General features: G+C 52.9%; 21 protein-coding genes and 1 pseudogene. 11 read left to right on the top strand and 11 right to left on the bottom strand.

The features are described from left to right. Positions 1-135 precede the first annotated feature (135 nt). Positions 136-3,645 carry a type I restriction-modification system endonuclease gene (gene hsdR, locus QEN31_RS20205; protein ID WP_001043484.1) on the bottom strand — a complete coding sequence of 1,170 codons (3,510 nt, stop codon included), beginning with the start codon at positions 3,643-3,645 and terminating at the stop codon, positions 136-138. Positions 3,646-3,842: 197 nt separating this feature from the next. Between hsdR and QEN31_RS20200 the strand changes: the two genes are divergently transcribed. The 3 genes from QEN31_RS20200 to QEN31_RS20190 all read left to right on the top strand — a co-directional run bounded on the left by QEN31_RS20200 (position 3,843) and on the right by QEN31_RS20190 (position 5,602). After that, entirely contained in the window at positions 3,843-4,757 is a 915-nt protein-coding gene (locus QEN31_RS20200; protein WP_000290512.1) for a restriction endonuclease, read from the top strand. A 268-nt stretch (positions 4,758-5,025) separates the two neighbouring features. Continuing rightward, positions 5,026-5,313 carry a BrnT family toxin gene (locus QEN31_RS20195; protein WP_001131963.1) on the top strand — a complete coding sequence of 96 codons (288 nt, stop codon included), beginning with the start codon at positions 5,026-5,028 and terminating at the stop codon, positions 5,311-5,313. Further along, the gene (locus tag QEN31_RS20190) at positions 5,300-5,602 is read left to right on the top strand and encodes a BrnA antitoxin family protein (protein ID WP_000063142.1); all 303 of its coding nucleotides are present in this window, start codon (positions 5,300-5,302) and stop codon (positions 5,600-5,602) included. The genes QEN31_RS20195 and QEN31_RS20190 overlap by 14 nt, the downstream gene beginning before the upstream one ends. 74 nt (positions 5,603-5,676) lie before the next feature. Here the strand turns inward: QEN31_RS20190 and yjiA are convergent, their stop codons facing one another. From yjiA to btsT, 3 genes are all read right to left on the bottom strand, one after another. Then, positions 5,677-6,633, bottom strand: coding sequence for a GTPase (gene yjiA, locus QEN31_RS20185; protein WP_000187839.1), 957 nt, complete (start codon positions 6,631-6,633; stop codon positions 5,677-5,679). A gap of 10 nt (positions 6,634-6,643) precedes the next feature. Next, positions 6,644-6,847, bottom strand: coding sequence for a YbdD/YjiX family protein (locus tag QEN31_RS20180; RefSeq protein WP_000460616.1), 204 nt, complete (start codon positions 6,845-6,847; stop codon positions 6,644-6,646). A 94-nt stretch (positions 6,848-6,941) separates the two neighbouring features. Further along, complete coding sequence (btsT, locus tag QEN31_RS20175) at positions 6,942-9,092, bottom strand: pyruvate/proton symporter BtsT (protein WP_000379927.1); 2,151 nt, start codon at positions 9,090-9,092, stop codon at positions 6,942-6,944. Between the two features lie 366 nt (positions 9,093-9,458). On the opposite strand from btsT, the gene tsr reads away from it, so the two are divergent. Then, entirely contained in the window at positions 9,459-11,120 is a 1,662-nt protein-coding gene (gene tsr, locus QEN31_RS20170) for a methyl-accepting chemotaxis protein (RefSeq protein WP_000919519.1), read from the top strand. Positions 11,121-11,232: 112 nt separating this feature from the next. Here the strand turns inward: tsr and QEN31_RS25475 are convergent. Then, positions 11,233-11,307, bottom strand: a pseudogene (locus QEN31_RS25475) (GNAT family N-acetyltransferase); the annotation flags it as partial. Between the two features lie 136 nt (positions 11,308-11,443). Here QEN31_RS25475 and QEN31_RS20165 point away from each other — a divergent pair. The 7 genes from QEN31_RS20165 to QEN31_RS20135 all read left to right on the top strand — a co-directional run bounded on the left by QEN31_RS20165 (position 11,444) and on the right by QEN31_RS20135 (position 18,942). Then, positions 11,444-14,209: a sigma 54-interacting transcriptional regulator gene (locus tag QEN31_RS20165; protein WP_001224211.1), complete on the top strand. Its 2,766-nt coding sequence runs from the start codon at positions 11,444-11,446 to the stop codon at positions 14,207-14,209. Positions 14,210-14,310: 101 nt separating this feature from the next. After that, positions 14,311-14,733, top strand: coding sequence for a PTS sugar transporter subunit IIA (locus tag QEN31_RS20160; RefSeq protein WP_000820693.1), 423 nt, complete (start codon positions 14,311-14,313; stop codon positions 14,731-14,733). 14 nt (positions 14,734-14,747) lie between these two features. Continuing rightward, entirely contained in the window at positions 14,748-15,209 is a 462-nt protein-coding gene (locus QEN31_RS20155; protein ID WP_000634729.1) for a PTS sugar transporter subunit IIB, read from the top strand. 25 nt (positions 15,210-15,234) lie between these two features. Beyond that, a complete protein-coding gene (locus tag QEN31_RS20150) occupies positions 15,235-16,014 on the top strand; it encodes a PTS mannose/fructose/sorbose/N-acetylgalactosamine transporter subunit IIC (protein ID WP_000228865.1) in 780 nt (259 codons plus the stop codon). Next, positions 15,992-16,840 (top strand): PTS system mannose/fructose/sorbose family transporter subunit IID, encoded by an 849-nt coding sequence (locus QEN31_RS20145; protein ID WP_000178065.1) that lies wholly within the window; start codon positions 15,992-15,994, stop codon positions 16,838-16,840. Before QEN31_RS20150 ends, QEN31_RS20145 begins: the two co-directional genes overlap by 23 nt. Positions 16,841-16,852: 12 nt before the next feature. Further along, positions 16,853-17,914: an SIS domain-containing protein gene (locus tag QEN31_RS20140; protein WP_000075429.1), complete on the top strand. Its 1,062-nt coding sequence runs from the start codon at positions 16,853-16,855 to the stop codon at positions 17,912-17,914. A gap of 17 nt (positions 17,915-17,931) precedes the next feature. Beyond that, positions 17,932-18,942, top strand: coding sequence for an SIS domain-containing protein (locus QEN31_RS20135; RefSeq protein WP_000900307.1), 1,011 nt, complete (start codon positions 17,932-17,934; stop codon positions 18,940-18,942). Between the two features lie 133 nt (positions 18,943-19,075). Here the strand turns inward: QEN31_RS20135 and opgB are convergent, their stop codons facing one another. From opgB to QEN31_RS20105, 6 genes are all read right to left on the bottom strand, one after another. Next, complete coding sequence (gene opgB / locus QEN31_RS20130) at positions 19,076-21,367, bottom strand: phosphatidylglycerol--membrane-oligosaccharide glycerophosphotransferase (protein ID WP_001292726.1); 2,292 nt, start codon at positions 21,365-21,367, stop codon at positions 19,076-19,078. Between the two features lie 282 nt (positions 21,368-21,649). Continuing rightward, a complete protein-coding gene (locus tag QEN31_RS20125; RefSeq protein WP_001090314.1) occupies positions 21,650-22,111 on the bottom strand; it encodes a DUF2501 domain-containing protein in 462 nt (153 codons plus the stop codon). A 57-nt stretch (positions 22,112-22,168) separates the two neighbouring features. After that, a complete protein-coding gene (gene dnaC / locus QEN31_RS20120) occupies positions 22,169-22,906 on the bottom strand; it encodes a DNA replication protein DnaC (RefSeq protein WP_000799924.1) in 738 nt (245 codons plus the stop codon). 2 nt (positions 22,907-22,908) lie between these two features. Further along, on the bottom strand, positions 22,909-23,448 hold the full coding sequence (dnaT, locus tag QEN31_RS20115; RefSeq protein WP_000098578.1) for a primosomal protein DnaT: 540 nt from the start codon (positions 23,446-23,448) through the stop codon (positions 22,909-22,911). A 92-nt stretch (positions 23,449-23,540) separates the two neighbouring features. Beyond that, positions 23,541-24,014: a threonine/serine exporter gene (locus QEN31_RS20110; RefSeq protein WP_000511329.1), complete on the bottom strand. Its 474-nt coding sequence runs from the start codon at positions 24,012-24,014 to the stop codon at positions 23,541-23,543. Next, the gene (locus QEN31_RS20105; RefSeq protein ID WP_001674846.1) at positions 24,005-24,781 is read right to left on the bottom strand and encodes a threonine/serine ThrE exporter family protein; all 777 of its coding nucleotides are present in this window, start codon (positions 24,779-24,781) and stop codon (positions 24,005-24,007) included. Before QEN31_RS20105 ends, QEN31_RS20110 begins: the two co-directional genes overlap by 10 nt. Positions 24,782-25,493 lie beyond the last annotated feature (712 nt).

Here is a 25,493-nt window from a genome sequence, read left to right as displayed (position 1 = left end):
GACCACCATTGTGGGTCGCAAAAGTGATTGAGCGTTTCAGATGCCTGATGGCGCTTCGCTTATCAGGCCTACAGGGTTAGGTGTAGGCCGGATAAGGCATCGCCGCCATCCGGCGAAAACGGGGATGATACCCTCTTAAGCCAGTTCGTCCCAGATGTAATCGCTGAACTTATCCAGCACGCTGTCGAGGTTGTCATCAAAGGTGCGCTGTAACATTGGCTTACCGCCTCGACGGTGGAAATTGCCGGTTTTGAAGACGTCGTCGTCGAGCACCACTTTCTCTTTCAGCGCCTGCGCTAAACGGTCGAGCCAGTTTATCTGCTCGTCGCTCCAGTCGTTCTCGGCCTTGATACGCGCCAGCGCGTGATCGACACGCTCGTCAAACGGTTTGAGCGCATCGCCCACCGCCGCGCGGCGGATATGGCCGATCAGGCGGGCGGCAATATCTTCGTTGCGCGTCGCTTTCCACGCGCTGCGCAGGGACGACTCTTCAAAATGCTGGCGGTCAAACCACTCCTGCAATTCCACCAGCCCTTTACGGGTGAGGTCACGCGGGCGATTGATCACCGCCTGCAACGCGGGCTGGGCGTTCGGGGCGTGCTGCACCAGCGCATCGAACGCTTCGAGGAAATCCTGCGGTGTGTCGTAGTCGCCGTACAGCGATTTGACGCTTACCACCTCATCGTCAATATCGAGGAAAATGGGGGCCTCACGCAGGGCGTTGATATCGGTTTTCAGCCTTTCGAGACGGGCGATAAAGCCGGGAAGCTTATTGAAAATCTCGGCGCTCCAGTGCGGCCCTTTTTCCCGCAGGCGCGAAGCCAGACCACCAAAGTTAACGCCCGCGGCATCCAGGCACAGTTCGTCCAGACGGCGGACCTGCTTATCTACCGCTTCGCTGCGATCGCGGTTATAGATGGCAAGACCGATAATCCGCTGCAGCTTAGCGACCAGCTGTTCATGGCTGTGTTCGGCAAAACTGCGGCCATCCGCTTCGATGGTTTTGTAGGTTTCTGAGTCGGTAATTTCGTTGACCAGCGTTTGCAGCTCCACCTGCGGACGCACAACCACCGGGCGCATGGTATCGACGCTTTCCAGCGAGCTGTAGATATCCACGCAGTCGAAAATCTTAAAGCTGGTTTTCCCTACTGACGGACACAGACGCGTGGCGCGGCCCTTCATCTGCTCGTAGAGAATGCGGCTTTTGACTTTGCGCAGGAACACAATATTACAGATAGACGGGATATCCACGCCGGTGGTCAGCAGGTCGACGGTGACTACGATATTGGGCAGCCGCTCTTTGTTAAAGCGGACGATCATGCTTTGCACTTTCTTCGCGTCTTTATCGGCATCACCGGTGATCTTGATGATCGCGTCGTGCTCAAGCTGCGGATACTTTTTCTTAAACGCGCTACGCAGCTCGTCAACCACCATATCGGCATGGGCGTTGGTGACGCAGAACACCAGCGTTTTTTGCTGCCCGGTGGGATCCAGGTATTTGGTGAGCTCGCCGCATACCGCGCGGTTAAACGCCGGGATCACCAGGCCACGGTTAAAATCGGCGACCTCAAAATCCTGATCGTCGGCCAGCGTGTCGTTGATCAGCTCGCCCTGTGGGTTCAGGCGTTCCACCTGTTCACCCTCGGAAAGATAGACCCCGTCCTGTGCGTTGCGGGTGACGATCTGAATAGGGGGATCCTGATCGATCAGGTAACCGTCGATTACCGCCGTACGGTAGGTGTAGCGGTAAACCGGCTCGCCGAAAATATCCACCGTGTGCAGCGCTGGCGTGGCGGTCAGGGCGATTTTTACCGCGTCGAAATGATCGAGAATGCGACGGTAGGCGGAAACGTAATCCAGCTGGCTACGGAACTGCAGCTCGCCTTCGGTCTGCTCTTTATCGAGAATGTAGCCACGGTGCGCTTCATCGACCACGATACAGTCGTAGCGGCCAACCGGCATCGGTTCATCGGATTGCAGCGTGCGCTTGACCAGTGACTGCACCGTGGCGACGTGAATTTTGGTGCTGTCTTCCGGGAATTTGTCGGTTAACCCTTTGATATCAAAAATGCTGTTAAAGGTGTCGCCGTTAATGCGCGTGTCTTCAAACGCCCCCAGCGCCTGTTCGCCGAGCGAGCGACGGTCAACCAGGAACAGCACGCGTTTGAAACGCTGCGACTGGATCAGGCGGAACATTAAAGCAATGGCGGTACGGGTTTTACCGGTACCGGTCGCCATTGCCAGCAGGATGTGTTGCTGACCGTTTACGATAGCCTGTTCCACCGCGCGGACGGCATCTTCCTGGTAATAGCGCAGGCCGAGTTCGCTCATTCCGGGATTTTCGGCAAACCACTGATTTTGTTTCTGCGGATCGCTGCCCAGCATATCCAGCAGCTCTTCCGGGCGATGCCATTCCGGCAGCGCTTTCGACATGTTGGTGGTGTGGCGGACGTCGCGATACCAGATACCGCTCTTGGTCTTCATCGCCGCGCGGTATTCGCGCCCGTTGGTGGAGTAGCAGAAGGGGATTTTAAAGCGCTGTTTACCGCTGGTGTCCTGCCAGCTGATTTCATACTCCGGCACGGCGTCATGCACTTCGTCGGGAGCGTAGTGCTCCAGCAGCGTGTCGCGTAAAAATCCGTTATCGAAGTATTTACTGTAGCGGTAAGACTCGTTGAGCTTGCTGGAGACATCGGTATTTTTGCGTTTCGCTTCAACGACGGCGATGGGCTTCAGGCCAATGAACAATACGTAATCGGCAAAGCCTGTTTTTCCCGTTTCATCTGTACCTGTTGGCCATTCGGCAATCGCTTTATTGACGCCGGGTTCCGGGCGAGCGCCTTTGGCAAAGCGTAACGTTTTGCTATCTGCCTGCCAGCCCGCTTTACGCAACTGGGCGTCGATCAGGAAGCGACTCTCTTCTTCATTGAGTTCCAACGTGCGTTTGACAGCCTGGTCGGTGATTTCTTTATGATAGGCCTTACGTTCCTGTTCGGTTTGCTTCGCCAGTTCGGCATCTTTTGCTGCAAGCTGTGCCTCCAGCGCGGCCAGACGCGCTTTGGTCTGGGCTTCGGTTTCCTGCTGTTTGCCCTCAAGGATGGCAATGTAGCCGTTGAGCGCAACCAGTCTTTGCTGCTGAGCTTCCAGTTCGGCCTGGCTTTGTACTTTCTCTTGCGCCTGACGTTCCAGCTGTTGTTTCAGCGTCAGCACTTCCTGGTGATAAAGATTCTCGCCGTGTTCTGGCAGAACAAACATCGGCACCGGGAAATCGTAATCTTTGGTCACCAGCCGGTAGTACCAGACGCTGAGGCGGAACCCGAGCCGCAGGCACATCTGGGCATCGTCCAGATCGTTATGAAATTCGTGGACGGCCAGGTTACCGATACGGCGCAGCTTATGGAAAACAGAAAGGATGCTGTCATCAATAAACGCAATCTTGCCCAGTTCGCGCAGCAGGTCATGCTGGTTTTCGCAGGCCGGTATATCCAGCAACTGGCCGAGATGTTTCGCGGTGGCTTCGCCAAACATGCGCATTTTTATCAGAGTGGTATTAGGATCGTCCGGATAGTTGTTTTCCGCCGCGCAGGCGATGGCGTAAATGAAGTCGTTGACGCCTTTGAGAAAGTCGAAGTTAGATTTGTTCATTTTTATCTATCCGGTTCCTGAGCGGGAAGACGTTATTACCCTGTGCCGTAAAGGGAAAATAACAGACCCATGGTAGACTTCATATTGTGTGTGATCAACGAACAATCAGAGAGTAACTGCTTCTTTCCTAATGTTTTCCTGAAGAGTATCGTTCTCCGGCGGGGTATCTAATCTATATCAATAGCAGGGATGGATTTATGGCTGTTCCAACATATGACAAATTTATTGAACCAGTGTTGCGTTTTCTGGCCACTCGACCCGAGGGCGCTTTGGTCAGAGAAGTGCGTGAAGCTGCAGCCGAAATGCTTGGGTTAGATGAGCAGCAGCGTGCAGAGGTGATTACCAGTGGACAACTGACGTACCAGAACCGCACCGGTTGGGCGCACGATCGTCTCAAACGCGCCGGGTTATCGCAGAGCCTATCCCGGGGAAAATGGTGTTTAACACCAGCGGGAATGAGCTGGGTTGCCTCGCATCCGCAGCCGATGACCGAGCTGGAAGTGAGTCATTTTGCTTGTGATTTTAACGGCGTAAAGCTCAGTAAGCTGGCAGATGCGGTGGCGTTAGATCCACAGCCAGAATCGATTGAGGATGATGAGCTTGCCAGAAGCAGCCCGGACGATCGCCTGGAGCAAGCGCTCAATGAGATTCGTGAATCTGTTGCCGAAGAATTGCTGGAGAACCTGCTTCAGGTTTCGCCGGCGCGTTTTGAAGTGATTGTGTTAGATGTGTTGCACCGCCTGGGATATGGCGGCCATCGCGGTGATTTGCAGCGCGTAGGGGGAACCGGCGATGGCGGCATTGACGGTATTATCTCTCTCGATAAGCTCGGGCTGGAAAAAGTCTACGTTCAGGCCAAACGCTGGAAAGGCACCGTCGGGAGCGCTGAAGTCAGGGGCTTTTATGGCGCATTGCCTGAGCAAAAAGTGAAACGTGGCGTCTTTATTACCACCTCAGGTTTTACGGCGCATGCCAGAGACTATGCTAACAAAGTTGAAGGTCTGGTGCTGGTGGATGGCGACAGGCTGGTGCATCTGATGATTGATAATGATATTGGCGTATCCTCACGTTTACTCAAGTTGCCAAAGCTCGATATGGATTACTTTGAGTAGTGGTAACGCTGGAACCTGATTGCGGGTAATTGAGATGGACCACGTTGTGGGCACCTGTGTTTCCTCTCGCCCAGAAATCACGTGACTTTCTATGGCTGCGTATCAGCCTAAACCCATGCCGGATAGCGGCTGCGCCTTCTGCGGCCTACTCTTCTGGTCAATTTCCTTTTATCTCGAATACACAAATTGTGAAGCTATTTCCAACAATCCAGGTATAATCGTAAGATAATTGTATATACATTTTTGTATGTACAATTAGGGAAAACACATGCCGATGGAGTTTGAATGGGATGCGAACAAGGCTAAAAGCAACCTGAGGAAGCACGGTGTCCGTTTTGAGGATGCGGTACTGGTGTTTGACGATCCCCGACACCTGTCACGTCAGGAGCGTTATGAGAATGGAGAATATCGTTGGCAGACCCTCGGCCTTGTTCATGGCATTGTGGTCATTCTGGTTGCTCATAGCGTTCGGTTCGAAAGTGGTTTTGAAGTTATCCGTATCATCAGCGCCCGCAAGGCAGACAGAAAAGAGAGGAATCGTTATGAGCATGGTTAAACATAAACGCGGCAACGCATCCGCGCTGAGTGCTCAGCATGAGGCTGAACTGAAGGCGCTGGCGAAAAAATCAGATGATGAGATTGATTACAGCGACATTCCCGCTTCGGAGGATGGGCAGTGGTCTGAAGCAGTGCGTGGTAAGTTTTTTCGCCCGTTAAAAACTCAGGCCTCGGTGCGTATTGACGCCGATGTGATGGAGTGGCTGAAACGGCCAGGAAAAGGCTACCAGACGCGGCTCAATGCCATTCTGCGCGAGGCGATGCTGCGCGAGCAAAATAAGAAATAGCCCGAAGATGCCGGATGGCGGCTGCGCCTTATCCGGCCTACAAATTCCCGCCAGGCCAGATAAGCGCTTAATGGTTACTTCCTTAACCCCACAAATGCCGCTCTGATCTCGTCTTCCGGCAACTGGATCCCGATAAATACCAGCGTGCTGTGCGGCGTTTCGTCGCCCCACGGTCTGTCCCAGTCGGCGCTGTAGAGGCGCTGCACGCCCTGGAACAGCAGGCGGTTGGGTTCGCCGTCGATCCACAGCATCCCTTTGTAACGCAGCAGTTTATCCGCTGATTCCAGCAGCAGGTTTTCCATCACCCGCGACACCTCGCTGATATCCACCGGGTAATCCAGTTCCACCACAATTGACGATACATCGTTCTGTTTATCGGCAATAAAGTGGAAACGCGGTTGGCTTGCCAGCACGTTCTCTTCCAGCATAAAGCCGCTGGTATTAAACAACTGACTCAGGTCAATATCGCCGTGTACCACGGTGTAAACCGGGGCGCGGGCGTTGATACGCGCCAGCCGCTCGCGCAGTTTCTCGCTGTCGCCTGCCACGTCGGTTTTGGTCAACAGAATGCGGTCGGCGTAGCCTATCTGCGACTGGGCTATGGTGAACTGATTCATCTGCTCGTTAGCGTGCACCGCGTCGACCAGCGCAATCACGCCGTCTAACAGGTAGCGTTCGCATAATACGTCATGGGAGAAAAAGGTCTGAATAATCGGGCCGGGGTCAGCCATGCCGGTGCATTCAATCACCAGGCGGTCGAAAGCAATATCGCCGCGGTCGCGGCTGTCGAGCAGGTCTAATAGCGCATCTTCCAGCTCGTTGGAGCGGGTACAGCAGATGCAGCCGTTAGTCAGGGTTTTGATCTGTGTGGCGCGATCGCCAATCAGTTGATCGTCAACGGAGACTTCGCCAAATTCGTTTTCGATAACGGCGATTTTAAAACCATGTTGTTCGTTGAGGATATGGCGTAGTAGGGTGGTTTTGCCGGCACCAAGAAAACCGGTAAGTAGGGTAACTGCAATCGGGGTCATAGTCTCTCCATTAACAACAGCGCATACCGCCTTTGCCATCGCCGCCGTAACGTGCTTGCTGACGTTCGCGGAAGAACTCTTCATAGGTCATGTACGGCTTGTCGGGATGGTTGGTTTTCATGTGCTCGACATAGTTGTCGTAGTCCGGAATACCAATCAACATTTTTGCCGCCTGGCCGAGATATTTTTTTGCCTGACCTAAAGTATCAAACATTCTGCCGTCCTGTTAATGAATAAAGCCGGATGGCGGCTTGCGCCTTATCCGGCCTACACTAGCCGGGGTCGCTGTGCGCTACCCGGCATCAGTTTTAGTGGTGTGAAGAGATCTTCACGCCGCCTTCCGGCACAGGCACATACGGGGTTTCTTTGTCGGTACGTTTATCGCTGTTGCGTACCTTCATCCAGGTGGTGAAACCGTAGAAGATAATACTGTACACCACCACCAGGAACAGAATACTCAAACCAGCGTTAGTGTAGTTGTTCACCACGATATGGTTCATGTTGGCAATCTGCTGCTCGGTCAGGTTGGCGCCGTTGGCAATCTTCTCTTTATACAGGTTTGCCATGTAGAAGAAACCTTCCATCTGTGGGTTGGCGCTGAACAGTTTCAGGCCCAGCGCCCAGGTGGTGCAGATCAGCAGCCATACCGCCGGAATTACCGTCACCCAGATGTATTTGGTGCGCTGCATTTTGATCAGTACCACGGTGCTCAACACCAGCGCCACGGCGGCCAGCATCTGGTTAGAGATACCGAACAACGGCCACAGGCTCTTCACGCCGCCCAGCGGGTCGACCACGCCCTGATACAGCAGATAGCCCCACAAACCGACGCAGCCTGCGGTACCGATGATACCCGCGACCAGAGAATCGGTTTTTTTCAGGAACGGGACGAAGTTACCCAGCAAATCCTGCAACATAAAGCGGCCGGAACGGGTACCCGCATCCAGCGCGGTCAGGATAAACAGCGCTTCGAACAGAATACCGAAGTGATACCAGAAGCCCATATCCGCCATCGGCAGGACTTTGTGGAACACATGCGCGATACCTACTGCCAGCGTTGGCGCGCCGCCTGCGCGGTTCAATACTGACGGTTCACCGATATCTTTCGCAGTTTGCAGGATTTGTTCCGGGGAAATCACAAAGCCCCAGGAGCTGACGGTCGCCGCTGCATGTGCGGTAACGTCTTTCAACTGCGCCATAATCAGCGGCGCGTTCTCGCCGCCCATCTCGTGCAGGTTTGGCATGGTAATGCCCAGACCTGCCGGCGGGGTGTTCATCGCGAAGTAGAGACCCGGTTCAATGATCGAGGCCGCCACCAGCGCCATCACCGCAACAAAGGACTCCATCAGCATCGCGCCGTAGCCGATAAAACGCGCATCGGTCTCACAGGCCAGCAGTTTCGGCGTGGTGCCGGAGGAGATGAGCGCGTGGAAGCCAGAGACGGCGCCACAGGCGATGGTGATGAACAGGAACGGGAACAGAGCGCCTTTCCACAGCGGGCCGGTACCGTCGACATACTGCGTCAATGCCGGCATTTTTAGTTCCGGGTTGAGGATCACAATCCCCAGCGCCAGACCGACGATCACGCCGATTTTCAGGAAGGTAGCGAGATAGTCGCGCGGGGCAAGGATCAGCCATACCGGCAGCAGCGCGGAAACAAAGGCGTAGCCGATCAGCGCGAAGGTAATGGTGGTGTCTTTAAAGGTCAGCGCCGGGCCCCAGTAAGGGTCGTGGGCAATCACGCCGCCGAAGTAAATAGACGCCACCAGCAGCACGATACCAATAACGGAGACTTCGCCTACGCGTCCCGGACGCAGGAAGCGCATGTAGATGCCCATAAACAGCGCAATCGGCACCGTGGAGCAGACGGTGAAGACGCCCCACGGGCTTTCGGCCAGCGCTTTAACCACGATTAATGCCAGCACCGCGAGGATGATGATCATGATTAAGAAGCAGCCGAACAGCGCGATGGTGCCTGGAACGGTACCCATCTCTTCTTTGATCATCTCGCCAAGAGAGGCGCCGTTACGGCGGGAAGAGATGAACAGCACCATAAAGTCCTGCACTGCGCCCGCGAGCACCACGCCCGCCAGTAACCACAGTGTCCCCGGCAGATAGCCCATCTGCGCGGCCAATACCGGCCCGACCAGCGGACCTGCGCCAGCGATGGCGGCGAAGTGGTGACCAAACAGCACGTAGCGGTTAGTCGGCACGTAGTTCAGGCCGTCGTTATTGATAACCGCCGGCGTCGCGCGCGTCGGGTCGAGTTTCATGACCTTCTGGGCGATGTACAGGCTGTAGTAGCGGTAAGCCACCAGATAGACGGAAACGGAAGCGACCACGATCCACAGGGCGCTCACGTGTTCACCCCGACGTAGGGCAACGACCGAGAGGCAGAAAGCACCGATGATTCCGAGAATCACCCAGGGTATGTGCTTGAATATCTTTTTCGTATCCATAGTAAAACCTGGTTGTAAGTTTAATTATCAGCCGAAGCTGGGTGGACATTGAGTTCGTGTTTGAGGAGGTAGATTGACTGCTATGCTGAGAGGATCTTGCCAGATCATCGCGCGCGTAAAGTTAGGTAAATCAGTGAGTGGTTGTATGGCGGTTTAAGCGGTCGGACGTACCGGTAAGCGGTTTCGCGGAGGAGGGCGTGGGCTATTTTATGTGATTGAGATCACGATATAAAATGGGACGATCCTTGTTGCGCGGGGCGTCATAACGACTTCACTGAGCTAATCGTGATATTAATGGCGCGCATCCCATAAAGTTTTCCCTTTCCAGGCCGAAAATTCTGTATCTGTCTAGCGGAAAGAGAAAACATGTTAAAGCGAATTAAAATTGTTACCAGCTTACTGCTGGTATTGGCGCTATTTGGCCTTTTACAACTGACATCCGGCGGGCTGTTCTTCAACTCGCTGAAGAATGACAAAGAAAACTTCACCGTATTGCAAACTATTCGTCAGCAGCAGTCTGCCCTGAATGCAACCTGGGTGGAGCTGTTGCAAACGCGTAATACCCTGAATCGCGCGGGTATCCGCTGGATGATGGACCAGAGCAATATTGGCAGCGGCGCAACTGTCGCTGAACTGATGCAGGGGGCGACCAATACGCTGAAGCTGACCGAAAAAAACTGGGAGCAGTATGAGGCGTTACCGCGCGATCCACGTCAGAGTGAAGCGGCTTTCCTTGAGATCAAACGAACCTATGATATCTACCACGGCGCGTTGGCGGAGCTTATTCAGCTTCTTGGCGCGGGTAAGATTAACGAGTTTTTTGATCAACCGACTCAAAGCTATCAGGACGCTTTTGAGAAGCAGTACATGGCCTATATGCAGCAAAACGATCGTCTGTACGATATTGCTGTTGAGGATAACAACAGTTCCTACAACCAGGCGATGTGGGTACTGGTCAGTGTGCTGATTGCCGTTCTGGTGGTCATTATCGCCGTCTGGTTCGGCATCAAACTGTCGCTTATCGCCCCGATGAATCGTCTGATTGAAAGCATTCGTCATATCGCCAGCGGCGATCTGGTGAAGCGTATCGACGTGGAAGGCTCCAACGAAATGGGGCAGTTGGCTGAAAACCTGCGTCATATGCAAAGTGAACTGATGCGTACCGTGGGCGATGTACGTAACGGCGCGAATGCGATCTATAGCGGCGCCAGCGAGATTGCGATGGGCAACAACGATCTCTCTTCCCGTACTGAGCAGCAGGCAGCGTCTCTGGAAGAGACCGCCGCCAGTATGGAACAACTGACCGCCACCGTGAAACAGAACGCCGAAAACGCCCGTCAGGCCAGTCACCTGGCGCTGAGTGCGTCAGAGACAGCGCAAAAAGGCGGCAAAGTGGTGGATAACGTCGTACAAACAATGCGCGATATCGCCTCCAGTTCGCAGAAAATCGCCGATATTATCAGCGTAATCGACGGTATTGCTTTCCAGACCAATATTCTGGCGCTGAATGCGGCGGTAGAAGCGGCGCGCGCAGGCGAGCAGGGACGCGGGTTCGCAGTGGTGGCCGGTGAAGTCCGTAATCTGGCCCAGCGTAGCGCGCAGGCGGCACGGGAGATCAAGAGTCTGATTGAGGATTCCGTGAGCCGTGTTGATGTAGGTTCGACGCTGGTCGAAAGCGCCGGTGAAACCATGGATGAGATCGTCAATGCAGTGACCCGCGTGACCGATATCATGGGCGAGATTGCCTCGGCGTCTGACGAGCAAAGCCGTGGTATCGACCAGGTGGGCCTGGCGGTAGCGGAGATGGATCGCGTAACGCAGCAGAACGCCTCGCTGGTGGAAGAGTCCGCCGCCGCGGCTGCGGCGCTGGAAGAGCAAGCCAGCCGTCTGACCCAGGCCGTCGCGGTGTTCCGTATTCACCAGCAACAGCAGCGTGCGCGTGAAGTGGCTGCGGTAAAAACCCCGGCAGCCGTGTCGTCACCAAAGGCCGCAGTGGCCGACGGCAGCGATAATTGGGAAACATTTTAAGGGCGTAGTGGTGAACAGTCGGCCTACAGACGACCGTAGGCCGGATGAGATGTTCACACTTTTGCCTGATGGCGTAGCGCTTACCAGGCCTGGCAGTCCGCGCAGGCCGATTTTAAACCAGCATCAGGCGCATGGTGCAGCGTGATTCATACGCCAGGCCGTGCGCCGCTTCCTCCTCTCTTTTCTGATATCGCGCGCTAATCCAACGTTGAGTGAAGGTGTGCGGTGATCCACAAAAAATGAATAAAGCGAGAGAACGCACGGCAGGAGAGCCTTGTTTCGCGGCATCATAATTGCTGATGTGATAATCGTGAGAGGATACGATGCGCAAAGATGCCCTGCTTGCTTTCCTGATGAACCAAACGGATTTTTTTGATCCGGAAAATGTCAGTGAGGTGTTTACCGCGCGCTATCTGGCGCAGCGTTTTAATATGCAGCGCAATACCGCCAGCCATTATCTGAACCAACTGGTGGCGCAGGGCGTGCTCTGCAAAATCAATACCCGTCCCGTCTATTTCCTGCATAAGCAGGCATTTAGCCAACAGTTTTTTACCCTTTCGCGTAATGAATACGCCAGCGTCGCGGAGCTGTTAGCGCACGGGGAACAGGAGTGCGCGCCGGACGATCACTTTTCCCTGTTGATTGGCCATAACGAAAGCCTGAAGCGCCCGATTGAGCAACTGAAAACCGCGCTGTTTTATCCCGACGGCGGACTGCCGCTACTGATGACCGGCGAAAGCGGCACCGGGAAAAGTTATCTGGCGCAGCTCATGCACGAATATGCCATCGCCCAGGCGCTTCTGTCGCCGGATGCGCCATTTATCAGTTTTAATTGCGCCCAGTATGCGAGCAATCCCGAACTGCTGGCGGCGAATCTTTTTGGCTATGTGAAGGGCGCGTTTACCGGCGCGCAGAGCGACAGACCGGGCGCGTTCGAGGCGGCTGACGGCGGCATGTTATTTCTGGATGAAGTCCACCGGCTGAGCGCCGAAGGGCAGGAGAAGCTCTTTACCTGGCTCGATCGTGGTGAAATTTATCGGGTAGGCGACACCGCGCAGGGGCATCCGGTTTCGGTACGTCTGGTATTTGCGACGACCGAAGAGATACACAGTACCTTTCTGACGACATTTTTGCGACGCATCCCGATTCAGGTCAACCTGCCGGATCTCCAGCACCGTAGCCGCCAGGAAAAAGAGGCGCTGATCTTACTGTTTTTCTGGACGGAGGCGAAAAAACTTTCGGCCACGCTTATCCTCAAACCGCGTTTGTTGCAGATCCTCAATCAGTATGTTTATCGCGGCAACGTCGGCGAGCTGAAAAATGTGGTGAAGTATGCGGTGGCGACGGCATGGGCGAAAAAGCCTGGGCAGGAAACCGTTACCGTGTCGCTGCACGATCTGCCGGATGCCATGCTGTCGGCATTGCCGTCACTGAATGAACCGCTGGCGGACGACACGCCGGTGAGCATCTCGCCCGACACGAACCTTACCTGGCTGCTGCGCGCCCGCGACGAGATGCAGGGCATGATCCATGATACGCAGTGTCATGTGCTGGCGCTGTACGAGCTGGTACGTAGCGGGAAAGAGGGGTGGGAGACGGTACAAAAAAGAATGGGCGATGAAATTGAGACCCTCTTCGATCGCCTGATTTTTACCGGCGACGATAATGTGCACTCACAGCGGTTGCTGTTAATTACAAGCCAGGTGCGGGAAGAGTTTTATCGTCTGGAGAAGCGCTTCAATATGCAGCTTAACGGCAACTGTATTTACGCGCTTAGCCACTATTTAATCCATCGTACCGCACTGGCGCCTTCTCGTCTCAACAGCGAGCAGATCCGCCAACTGGACGCCTTCCTCGCCCAGAAATATCCGCTGCTGTACAGCTTCTGTTTACAAATTCTGGAGACGCTGGGCCAGAAGCTGGATCTGGAGCCGAGACGCATTGATATGCTGCTGCTGGCGCTTTGGCTGCATAAACAGGGGGCTAACAACCAAAAACAGGTGACGCATGCGGTGATTCTGGCGCACGGCTATGCCACCGCCAGCAGTATCGCCAACGTCGCCAACCGGTTACTGAAAAATACGATTTTTGAATCGTTCGATATGCCGCTGGACGTCACGCCGGAGGCGATAGCGCAGCAGGTGATGCGCTATCTGGAAGAGCATCCGCTCGCCTCCGGCCTGATGATTCTGGTGGATATGGGATCGCTCAAGGCCATTCATCGTCATTTTGATCGCGCGCTTTCCACGCCGGTGACGATTATCAACAACGTCTCGACCAGCATGGCCCTGTATGTAGGGGAGCGTATTTTACAGGGGCATTTTATTGAAGAGATCGCTCGCGATATCGCCCGGGATGTGCCGGTCGAGTATCAGCTCTACTGGCCGAAAAGCAACAAACCGCGCGCCATACTGACCACCTGCGCGACCGGTATCGGTGTGGCGACGAATCTTTGCGCATTACTGAGCGCCAGTATTCCGCAGGCGCTGGAGATTGACGTCGTCGCCTGCGATTATGCGATGCTGGCGAGCAATAAAACCCAGGAGCCGGTATTTATGCGCTACGACGTACTGGCGATAGTCGGCACGCTGGACCCGCACATCGCCAGCGTGCCGTGGATTTCGCTCGACTCGCTGATCTCCGGCGAGGGGAATCACTATCTGATGCGGCTGTTTGGTTCGCTGACCACGCCGGAGCAGGTGGCGGAGATCAACAACCTGCTGCTGAAAAACTTCTCGCTCCGACGAGTGATCGAATCCGTCACCATCCTCGACACCAGCAAAGTCATCAACCACGTTGAGCAGTTTCTGCTGCGCTATGAGCATCTGGCGGGCGTTACCGTCTCGAATGAAAGAAAGGTGGCGCTCTATGTGCATATTAGTTGCCTGATTGAGCGTCTGATCCGCCATGCGGGCATTACTGCCTGGAGTGGGCAACAGTGTCCGGAACAGGAACTGAATCGGCTACGGGAAGCGTTTAGTGTCATTGAGAGTAACTACAGTGTCAAAATCCCCACCGCCGAGCTTGGCTATATTCATAATATCCTGACCTTCGAAACAGAACTTATCGAGCAAGATCAACAGTTTTAACTATTTCCCTCTGTTAACCCGCATCTTTTTTCGGCGCGCCACTTTTTCTGGCACGCCGCTTGCTCTCTTTTATCACAGTGGAATGTGTTTTAGAGGTCAGGATGAAGAGACATTATATTTTCGCCAGCCACGGCACGCTGGCCAGCGGAGTTTTAAACTCCGTGGAGCTGATTTTAGGCAAACGGTCAAATGTCTGGACGCTGTGCGCTTACGTTGAAGAGAGCGTGGATTTAAGCCAGCAGGTAGATACGCTAATTGCCCGGATCCCGCCGGAAGATGAAATTATTGCGCTGACCGATATTTTTGCCGGCAGCGTGAATAACGAATTTGTCCGTTATTTATCACGGGAAAATTTTCATCTGCTGGCAGGGATTAACCTGCCGCTGGTTATCGATCTCTTTATGTCGGAAAACGATGGCAATACCACGCATACCATAATGACGGCGTTAGCGGATTCAAAAGAAAATATTCAGTACTGCAATCAAACTATCACCAGCGCCATGCAAAGCGATAAAGATTTTTAAGGGGAGGAAGCGTCATGATTGTTTTTTTACGGGTGGATCATCGTTTATTACATGGACAGGTCGCCTTTTCCTGGACGCAGTACGTTGGCGCAGACTGTATTTTAATTGCCAACGACAGCGTACCTAATGATGACCTGCGTAAAACCACCATTAAGATGGCGAAGCCGCCCGCGGTGAAGCTGGTTATTAAAAATATTGCCGATTCAATTGAAGCGATAAAAAGCGGCGTTACCGATAAATATAAACTTTTTATTGTTGTTGAATCCGTGGCGGATGCGTACCGGCTGGCGCGCGAATTACCCGACATTAAAAGTATTAATTTAGGCGGCACGAAGGTACGTGAAGGGAGCCAGAATATTGCTAAAGCCATCAATCTGTTAGCGGATGAAATGACTCAACTTCGGGAGCTGGCGGCTGGCGGAGTAGAGATAGAAATTCGGCTGGTGCCTAACGATCGTAAACAACTTTTTGCCTGAGCGGATACCCTCCTGAGGACATATTATGGTAGAGGCGCTTTTACTTGGACTGGTGGCGTTTATCGCCCAGTCTGAATATGCATTAGGGACGTCGCTGATTTCCAGACCTATCGTGACCGGACTTTTAACCGGACTGGTGCTGGGCGACATGGAAACCGGAATTGTGATGGGCGCGACGCTGGAGTTGGCGTTTATCGGTTCCTTTTCGGTGGGCGCGTCGCTGCCCCCGGATGTGGTCACTGGCGGTATTTTAGGTGTGGCCTTTGCGATTAATTCCGGCGCTGGGGCGGAAACCGCGCTGTTATTAGGTTTGCCTATCGCGACACTGGCGTTAATTGTGAAAAATATCTATAACGGAATGTTTATTCCGTTGCTCTGTCATAAAGCCGATGCTTACGCTGAGGTGGGGGATACCCGGGGCATTGAGCGTATGCATTTAATCTCCGGCATTGGGCTGTCGCTGATGCTGGGGATTATCGTCACGGTCTCTTATTTAGCGGGCGTGAATATGGTTAAAGGTTTTCTGGATGCCATTCCAGAATTTATTAAACATGGATTAAGCGTTGCCACCGGTATTATTCCCGCGCTGGGTTTTGCCATGCTGGCGCGCTTATTAATTAATAAAAAGGTCGCCCCCTATTTTTTCCTCGGTTTTGTTTTAATGGCGTATTTAAAAATTCCGGTGACGGGTATTGCGATTCTCGGCGCGATCGTCGCCGTCGTGATGGTCAATATGCCGAAATTTGCGGCCTCGCAACCGGCACCTGCGCAAGGAGCGTCTCATGACGATGAAGATGATTTCTGATAAAGACCGCCAGCAGGCGGAAACCACTGGTCTGGTCACCGCGCGTGATTTACGCCGCGTCTTCTGGCGGTCATTCCAGATGGAGTTTTCCTGGAACTATGAACGACAAATGAACCTGGCGTTCGTCTATACGCTCATTCCGGTATTAAAGAAACTGTATAGCCGAAAAGAAGATCTTGCCGAAGCGCTAAAACGCCATCTGGCTTTCTTTAATACCACGCCGCACATTGTGACGTTGATCCTCGGTATTACCGTGGCGATGGAGGAGAAAAATAGCCAGCAGAAAGAGATGGACGCCAGTTCTATCGATAACGTCAAAGCGTCGTTAATGGGGCCGCTGGCGGGTATTGGCGACTCTTTTTTCTGGGGAACATTGCGTCTTATCGCCACTGGCATCGGTACCAGTCTGGCGCTGAAAGGCAATATTCTGGGGCCGATTTTATTTCTGCTGGTGTTTAACGTACCGCATATTCTGGCCCGCTGGTTCTTTACCCGCTGGGGCTATGTGCTGGGAACCGGCGTACTGCAACGCATTCAGCAAAGCGGAATGATGGAAAGCCTAACCTATGGCGCCTCGATTATCGGTCTGATGGTGGTTGGCGCGATGACGGCCTCCATGATTGATATCACCATTCCCATTACGTTTGGTACGGGAGAAGCGAAAACCCATGTTCAGGACATTATTAACGACATCATGCCTTGTCTGCTGCCGTTAATTAGCTTCGCCATTGTGTACTGGCTGTTAGGGAAAAAAGTGAAACCGTTAACCATCATTGGCGGTATTGCGCTGGTGGGAATTTTCGGTTCCTGGATAGGGTTATTTTAAGAGGGATACACAATGTCACCAACCATGCTGACCTATATTAACGAAGAGTCTGACGTCCTGGCGAATATTATTCGCCGCCATCGCCAGTCTCTGGAAGAAGTATCGCGGTTCGCCAGCCAAAAAACGTTACGACGAATCCTGATATTAGCCACCGGATCGTCATTGAATGCCGCCTTTTGCGCCCGTTATTTCTTTGAGCGCTGCGGTATCTCTATCGATATTAAAGAGCCGTACACCTTTAGCCAGTATGAGAATAGCGATCCGCAAGCCGATATGGTTATTGCTATTTCCCAGAGCGGGAAAAGCGCTTCTACCCTGGAGGCGATGCGTAAAGTTCAGGCGCAGGGACGTCCGGTATTCGCTCTGACCGCCGATCCGCAAAGCCCTCTTGGCAAGGCCAGTGATTATCCACTGGATATTCTGACCGGGATTGAGTCCGTCGGCTTTGTTACCCGTGGATTTAGCGCGACGGTATTGAATCTGTTGCTTATCGCGTTGTTAATTGCCCGTCAGCAGCAGCGACTGACGGAATCGCAGGTCGAGGAGTATGTGGCGCAGCTTCAACGTATCGCGGCAACCCTGCCGTTGGTTATCGTGCGTACGGAAGCGTTTATTCACCAGCACCAGGCCGTTTTACGAAACGGGACGCGTTTTGTGGCGACAGGCTACGGCGCGCTGGTTGGGGTGGCAAAAGAGTTGGAAACTAAATTTACCGAGACGGTGCGTGTTCCCTCAAGCGGGTTTGAGCTGGAAGCCTATATGCACGGCCCGTATCTGGAAGCCAATGCGGAACACGTGATGTTCTTCTTTGAGGACCGGCCCGACGCGCGCTCCAGGGCGCTACGGGAGTATATGACGCCTGCGGTCGCCAAAACCTTTACTCTCACGCTGGCGAAGGCGGCGCAGGATGACCAGACGCTTGCGCTGGATGTAGCGGTTGATCACCATTTCTCGCCATTACTGTTGATTGTGCCGGTACAACTCATGGCGTTTCATATCGCCTCACTGAAAGGCATCGACCTTTCGGTACGCATTTTTGACGATTTCGATCGCGTTTTAAAAAGTAAAATCTGAACAATCAGGAGAAAAATATGTTGGGTTTTAATCAGGACGAGTACCTGACGAGTGCTCGTGAGATCATCGCTGCGCGCCAGAAGGCAGAACAGGTTGCTGACGAGATTTATCAGGCCGGGTTCAGTTCTTTATTTTTCGCCTCTGTTGGCGGTTCACTGGCGCCAATGATGGCAATTAATGAATTTGCCAAAGAATTAACAACGTTGCCGGTTTATGTTGAGCAGGCGGCAGAATTAATTCATAAAGGAAATAAGCGGCTGAATAAAGACTCTGTGGTTATTACGCTGTCTAAATCCGGCGATACCAAAGAATCGGTGGCGATCGCCGAGTGGTGTAAAGCGCAGGGAATACGCGTAGTCGCTATTACCAAAAATGCGGACTCTCCGCTGGCGCAGGCGGCGACATGGCATATTCCGATGCGTCACAAAAATGGCGTGGAATATGAATATATGCTGCTGTACTGGCTGTTTTTCCGCGTGCTGTCGCGCAATAACGAATTCGCCAGTTACGATCGCTTCGCCAGCCAACTGGAAATTCTGCCGGCGAATCTGCTGAAAGCGAAACAAAAATTTGATCCGCAGGCGGACGCTATCGCCAGCCGTTATCATAACAGCGATTATATGATGTGGGTCGGCGGCGCGGAGATGTGGGGCGAGGTCTATCTGTTCTCCATGTGTATCCTGGAAGAGATGCAGTGGAAGCGCACGCGCCCCGTCAGCTCTGCGGAATTTTTCCACGGCGCTCTGGAGCTGCTGGAAAAAGACGTTCCGCTCATTCTGGTGAAAGGGGAAGGGAAATGCCGCGCGCTGGATGAACGCGTTGAGCGTTTTGCCAGTAAAATTACCGATAACCTGGTGGTGATTGATCCGAAAGCGTATGCGCTGGACGGTATTGATGATGAGTTCCGCTGGATCATGGCGCCGTGTGTTGTTTCGACATTGTTAGTTGACCGACTGGCGGCGCACTTTGAGAAATATACCGGCCACAGTCTGGATATTCGTCGTTACTACCGTCAGTTCGATTATTAACAGAAAGGGGCGTGTAGCATATACAGTGCCTGATGGCGCTTCGCTTATCAGGCCTGTGCGCCAGTTTATGGATAAAGATGATGTGTAGGCCGGGTAAGGCGCAGCCGCCACCCGGCATATATGACATTCTCTTTTAACTTTCAACATTCACCACTTTGATCTCCACCATGCCAATCCCCAATTTGCGCGGCGAATGGCCCAAAATATTACCTTCGTTGGTGGAGACGGGAGCGGGCGGCGCAATGACTAAGGTATTCGCGTCCGTCGGGTTGTTGAAATGCAGCGTGATAGTGGACACATCGTGACCCAGCACCAGCGTCTGTTCTTCGTTGCCTACGCGTACCGGAATCGGTCGATTCGCGTTGTCGCCGAAGGCTTTGGCGGTGATCACCAGATCAAACTTTTTCGGCAGCGGCGCTTTATATTCGATTTTAACCTCATCGCCCAACTGCGCATTTGACCAGCGCCCCCAGGACTCCGGCCGGGAAATGCCGCTAAACTGCTTCACCTCCTCCGGGGCGCCCGCCACGTTAAAGATAAAGCTATCGGCTTTATAACGAATATCGTTATCGACAATCTTTAAGGTATCGACGTTGCCTTTGTAGCGCTCCATATCGATCATCGTGTCTTTAAACGCCGTCTTACCCTGCCACTGCGCTTTATCAACATGCTGTACGGTTTGCTGCCCGCCAAGCTGCCCCTGCGAGACGCACCAGTCGGTAGAGAGCGCCAGCGCCGGCGCCCATAGCTGCGCCATTTTGTAGCAGCGATCGATCCAAACGAAATTATCGCGCGGGGCGAAGTCGGCCAACTGGAACCGTAGCGGAGCGGAGTATTCACTTTCCGGTAACGGCTCGACGCGCTTATCCGATACGCGCAGTAGTAACGGCAGGCGGAAGTGGCTCCCGGAAAACGCGATCATGTTTTTGTCCCGATCGACGGTAAAATCTTTTATCTCTTTCGGGAAATTCCACAGGCGAATGATATCCGGCTTCATCGCCAGCACTTTCTCTTTTACATTCAGGAACACTTCCGACAGCGACTGCCCGGAAAGGCTGCTACGTCCCAGACCGATAAAATTATCGCCGCCGAGAATATCCAGCACCGTTGCGCCGTTGTCCATCGTGTTGCGTTTGACCGCCAGAGTCTCCTGCTGTGGTTTATCGCCGCGCAGAATGAAAAACAGATTGTTGCGATCTTGCTTATTCAGGTATTTCCAGGCCGTATTGTTCATCGCCAGATGGTCGGAAGAGACGACGATAACGGTATCTTTAAACCACGGCGACGCTTTGATTTTGTTGATAAACTCGGCGATGTTTTCCTGGCTGCAACTTACGGCGCTAAAGGACTGGTTGGGCTTGCCGTCGTAATCGTAGCGTTTGCGGTTGCAGGTGCGTGAGATAAACCCGTCCGGGTGGTGAGTATCTACGGTCAGCGTAAACAGCGAAAAACGCTGGCCTGAGCGGGAAAGCGCTTCAAATTTCTTCCATGCCTCATCAAGCACCGTATCGTCGTAGAAGCCCCAGTCGTTACGATAAGACGGGTCCGCCACCACCGTTTTTAGCTCTTCAGCGCCGTACAGATGATCAAATCCGTGTGATTTCAGGAACACGTCTTTCCCGGCAAAACGCAGGTTAGCGCCCTGCACGAAATAGTTCTGGTAGCCGGAGTTTTTCAGAATATCGCCGAGGCAGATATTCTGCGGGAAGAAGCTAGAAACCGACGCGGACGCATTGCCCTCAAACGGCGCAAACAGCGGAATACCGCACTGGGAAGCCACCATCCCGGCGATGGTGTAATCCGTTCCCGGCAGTTGCATGGTATGGCTGAAATCCAGCCCCTCATTTTTCAGCGCGCCCAACTCTGGCGTGAGATTGGGGAACGCGTCATTATCAAAATAGGTCCGTTCCAGGCTCTCGCCGTAGATATAGACCAGATTGAGCTTCGGATTAGGAATGGTTTTTGCTGGTTCTTTATAATAAACGGCAAAATCCGGATCGCCATCGCGCATTTGTGATTTTACCAGTTCGGTAATCTGGCGAAACGCCGGGCTGGCGTCGACCGAACCTAACGCCAGCAGTAACGCCAGCAGGCTGTAACCGACATGATGAGGATGGTGACGGCGGCGGCGTAGTACCCATCCCAGCGCGCCGAATACCGCCACTAACGCCAGGGCAATGCCGATTCCCGGCAGAATATATTTGCCGACTCCCGCTCCCGTCAGACTATTCGTGAGCGTATAAAGCACTGCGTCGTTGATCCCGTCGCCGGTAAAATAGTCGCTGGCATACAGGGTAATATTCAGAATGACAAAAAGTCCCAGCACCGTGAGAGTGGCGGCAAACCACCAGGTGTTACGGCCCGCCTTCCAGGCATATATCAGCACAGAGGCGAGAAACAGAGCGACAGAGAGCAACTCGGACAACTGACGATCCTCAATAAACCAGGCTTATCGCTGGCAGGAAAAAATTTCTAACAATGTAATAGCGATGTCACATTGCTGCAATTCTAATAACTTTACACGGCGCTGTTATTTAGAATGAGTTTAGAAAGTTGGTTTTTTGATCGGCATCACTTCCTGCCATAGCGGTTAATAACAGGAAAAGACGAAGAGAAAAATCGGGTTAATGCCGTGTTGGCGGGTAAAGGGCCAAAACACGGCGTTTATCAGGGCGTCCCGGCGTGGCGCACGGTCAGAAAAACGCAGTCAGGAGAGGAAATTCAGCCCTTGCTGCAACACCAGATCGCAAGCTTTGGTTTTCACCTTTTCCGCCAGCGGCGTACTGCCGATATTATTGAGGTTCAACTGCTGGCCGTCCTTCGTCTTGAGCAACCCTTGCAGGCCGTTCAGGTAGTTAGTGTCCTGCTCCTGCTGTGTGGTATCCAACCCCAACTTGTTCAGAATCTGATTTTTAACGTTTTCCACGTTGGTAGCGGACGCCAGTTTCTGTTTGGCGCAGTACTGCAAAATACCGGCGGCATTATTCATATTATCGGCGCTGAGCGACTGGGCACCTCTGCTGAGCAGACCGGTTAGCGCAGAAAGCGACATCCCGCCCTGCTGTGCGTTCGCGCCCTGAGCGCTTAACTGACTGGCGGCAATACCGCTGGTGGAAATCAGTACGCTGGCGATCGCCGCGCAGCACAGAACATGTTTCGCTGTATTCATGGTAATCACCTGTGTTATGCCAGTCAGGCGTCGTATCGCCCTGGCGCACGTTGCAATTTAATACTCTTTACCCGTCACCCGGCTGCGGTAACTGTCCCAGGTAAAATTAACCCATAAACTGTTGCCGAGACGCATACGGTCCATGACGCGTTCGCCAAGCATTTTCGTCATCTCTTCCATATTGCTGTTCGTCAACATGCCGGTGGGACGTTTTGACGAGGAACGACGATCGACAATTTGATTGATGATCACTTTTTCATAGCGGGATTCGGTCTGCACGCCGATCTCGTCGATCACCAGCAGATCAACGTTACTCAGATCGTTAAGCAACTGCTCTTCGCTGGTTTCCCGATTGCTGAACGTGTCTTTCATCGCTGACATAATATCCGCTACGGTGATAATCAGTACCGACTTTCCGCGCAGCAGCAGCTCGTTACAAATAGCCGCGGCGAGATGGTTTTTACCGGTTCCCGGCTTGCCGGAAAAGACAAAGCTGGCGATATTGCCGTCAAACTCATCAACGTACTGTCGGGCTTTGCTTAACGCGTTCATTTGTCCGTCGCACTCAACCCGATAGTTATCAAACGAACAGTTCTGATGCAGCGGTCGAATGCCGGAACGGTTAAAGGTGCGCTGCATTTTCATCGCCCGGTTTTCCCGCGCCAGCGCTGCCGCCCGGATCTCGCCTTGCTCTTTCTGCCACGCCAGCAATTCTTCGCCCGTTTTAAACGCCGGCGTAATATGCGCAGGCATCATTTTTTGTAGACGCTGCATCAGGTCGCCAACATTTTTCATCGTTACCCCCTAAAACCTGGTGGAATATGATTGTCAGGTTCGCTGACGCTATTGATGTCGCGCTGCGGCATTCCGCCATTGCTGGAACGGCTGATTTGCACGCTGCGCGCCAGCTTTTGCTGCCACTGGATATGGTGAAAAACCTTACCTTCCGCCTGCCAGTAGGCGATAAACGCCGCCAGCTCTTCTGCGGTGACCGGCTCCCGAAGCGCCACGCCCCAAAGGGCAGCCTGACGCTGAAAATCCGCATCCGGTTGCCAGGCGGGATACATGGCGAATTTTCCGCAGGGAATCGCAACGGGGGCGGCTTCGGGTTCTTCGTAAAATTGTGCGTCTAACGCCACATCGCTTCCCGGACGTGATAACTTTTCTTCAAGCGCCAGCAGTTCAGCCATGCGTGCAGGCGTCACGGCATAAAAGGCAGGCGCATTATTAGCGAATACCGCCACTGCGCCGCCCGTTGACTTCGCCAGCACAGCATGATGATCGTGTAAAAGGACGTCAATACCGATGACGTCCGACGTTAAAATTCTGGAAGACATAATGTTTCTCAATATGGAACAACAACCGAGAAGGGCGACTGTTTTTATAGTACCACACAGACCTGTAAGAACAGCAGGAGGCGTTCCACCAATCACACGCGGGGGCGTTTGCGGTACAGCCATAATCCCGGTACAGAGAGGCCAATTGAGAGGGCGCCAACAATGGAAGAGGCTTTCAGAAAATTGGTCAGCAGCGTAATCATCATCGGTTCGCTATAGCCCAGATGGCTAATTTTTACTGCGGAAATCATCGCGGTATAGGCGGAAATCCCCGGAAACATCGGGATCACGGCCGCGACGGTAAACACTTTAGGGTGAGCGAGATACCAGCGTGACCACTGAATACCAATACTGCCGACCAGCAGCGAAGCCATAAACGTTGACCATTCGATATTAAAACCAGCGCTCATCATCAGCATACGCGAGCCATGACCCAGCGCCCCCAGTAGCGCGCACCACGGAAGCGCCCGGTGGGGAACGTTAAAGACCATCGCAAACCCGACGGCGGGGATCGCAGACAAGATCATGTCCTGCATTAGCGCCAGTAAAAAGTCGATTATACCCATCCTCGTAGCCCCCATACTGTCATTGACATCACTACGCCCACACAGGTGGCCAGTGTCAACAGGCTGGCGATAGCCCAGCGCGCCAGCCCGGTATTAATATGTCCTTTAAACATATCTGCGACGGAATTAATCAGCGGAAAGCCCGGCACCAGTAGCAGTACGCTCGCCGCCATGGCGATAGTGGGCGTCTGGCTAAAGGCGGGAAGGGTGAGCATCAGCCCGGAAATCGTGGTAGCGACAAAGGCGGTAATGCAAAAATTGATCTGCGGATGTAAATGCCGCTGCGCCAGCATCTGGCGGATATACATGGCTATCATACTGGCGAAAAAGGTGATAACCGCGCCATCCCAGCCGCCATTATTCAGCTTACAAAAGCAGGAGCAGGAAAGACCGACCATAAACGCCACCAGCCAGCGCGGATAACGCAGCGGGCGGAGCTGGCTAAAGCGTTTTTCCACGCCTTTGTAATCCAGCAGACGATGTTCCGCGAGGATAACGATATGCTGAACCTCCGTGACGACGTGCATATTAATGCCGCGATCCTGGTTTTTACGTGTCGATGTCAGACATTGTCCGTCTTTAATGGTCGTCAGGACAATGGCGTTAGAGGAGATCGCGCTTTCGACGCTATCCATACCGAGCGCCAAACCGAGTCGGGTGGAAAGCTCATCAACCAGTGCGCTTTCCGCCCCGTGCTGCAATAAAAACAGCCCGCATTGAATACATAACCGTGTTACTGCTCGTTGAATTGATTGCTCTTCTTGCATGACTCGTCCTGTCCGAAAAGACATTCTATGCGCCGCCACTATGACAGAGGCTTCCTTTTTAACACGAAGCACAGGCATGATGGCGTTGGTTAAGATCAATTTCTTGTTGATAAAAACGTCAACCGCCAGACGCAACGCATAAGCTTCCTGAGACGTGCGCTTCGTCACAGGCAGGATATCCTTATGGGCGACGGTTCTCGTATGTCCGTTTCCAGAATAGAGGCATTATGCCAGCCTGGCCGCTCATTTTTGAATCAATGATGTGGTGAATTTTATCAACGATATGCATTAATGGTTTAACAACAATGGCGTGAGTAGCGGGCGTAAAATTAGGCATGACTTAGTATAATTCGCAGATATTACATGAGTTTTATGGATGGTAGACAGTATTGTTGGGCTTTTGTTTTAGGACTCAGCAATATGAATGAAGGGCGAACTCATATTTTAAATTTATTAATATGATGCGTTTTCGTTAGAATTACTAATGTGCAAATTTAGTTAATTTAATTGTCTTGCTTCTGGTTTTATGAGTAACTATGCGATAGTGATTTCATGTTTTTGTGCTATGTGGATTGTAGCGCAATCAATGTTATATTTTTAAAAATAAAACAAGGATAATTAATCCACTCGGCTTATATTTCTTTGCGCTCATTGTTAATAGTGTTTTTATTTATGGGGCAATGAAAAGTGGCGGCGTGGGTGCGGAGGAATT

This window comes from Salmonella sp. SA15303 (assembly GCF_029962125.1).
Lineage (GTDB): Bacteria > Pseudomonadota > Gammaproteobacteria > Enterobacterales > Enterobacteriaceae > Salmonella > Salmonella enterica.
Note: the sequence above shows the minus strand (reverse complement) of the source record. Positions and strands in the feature narration are given on the sequence as shown.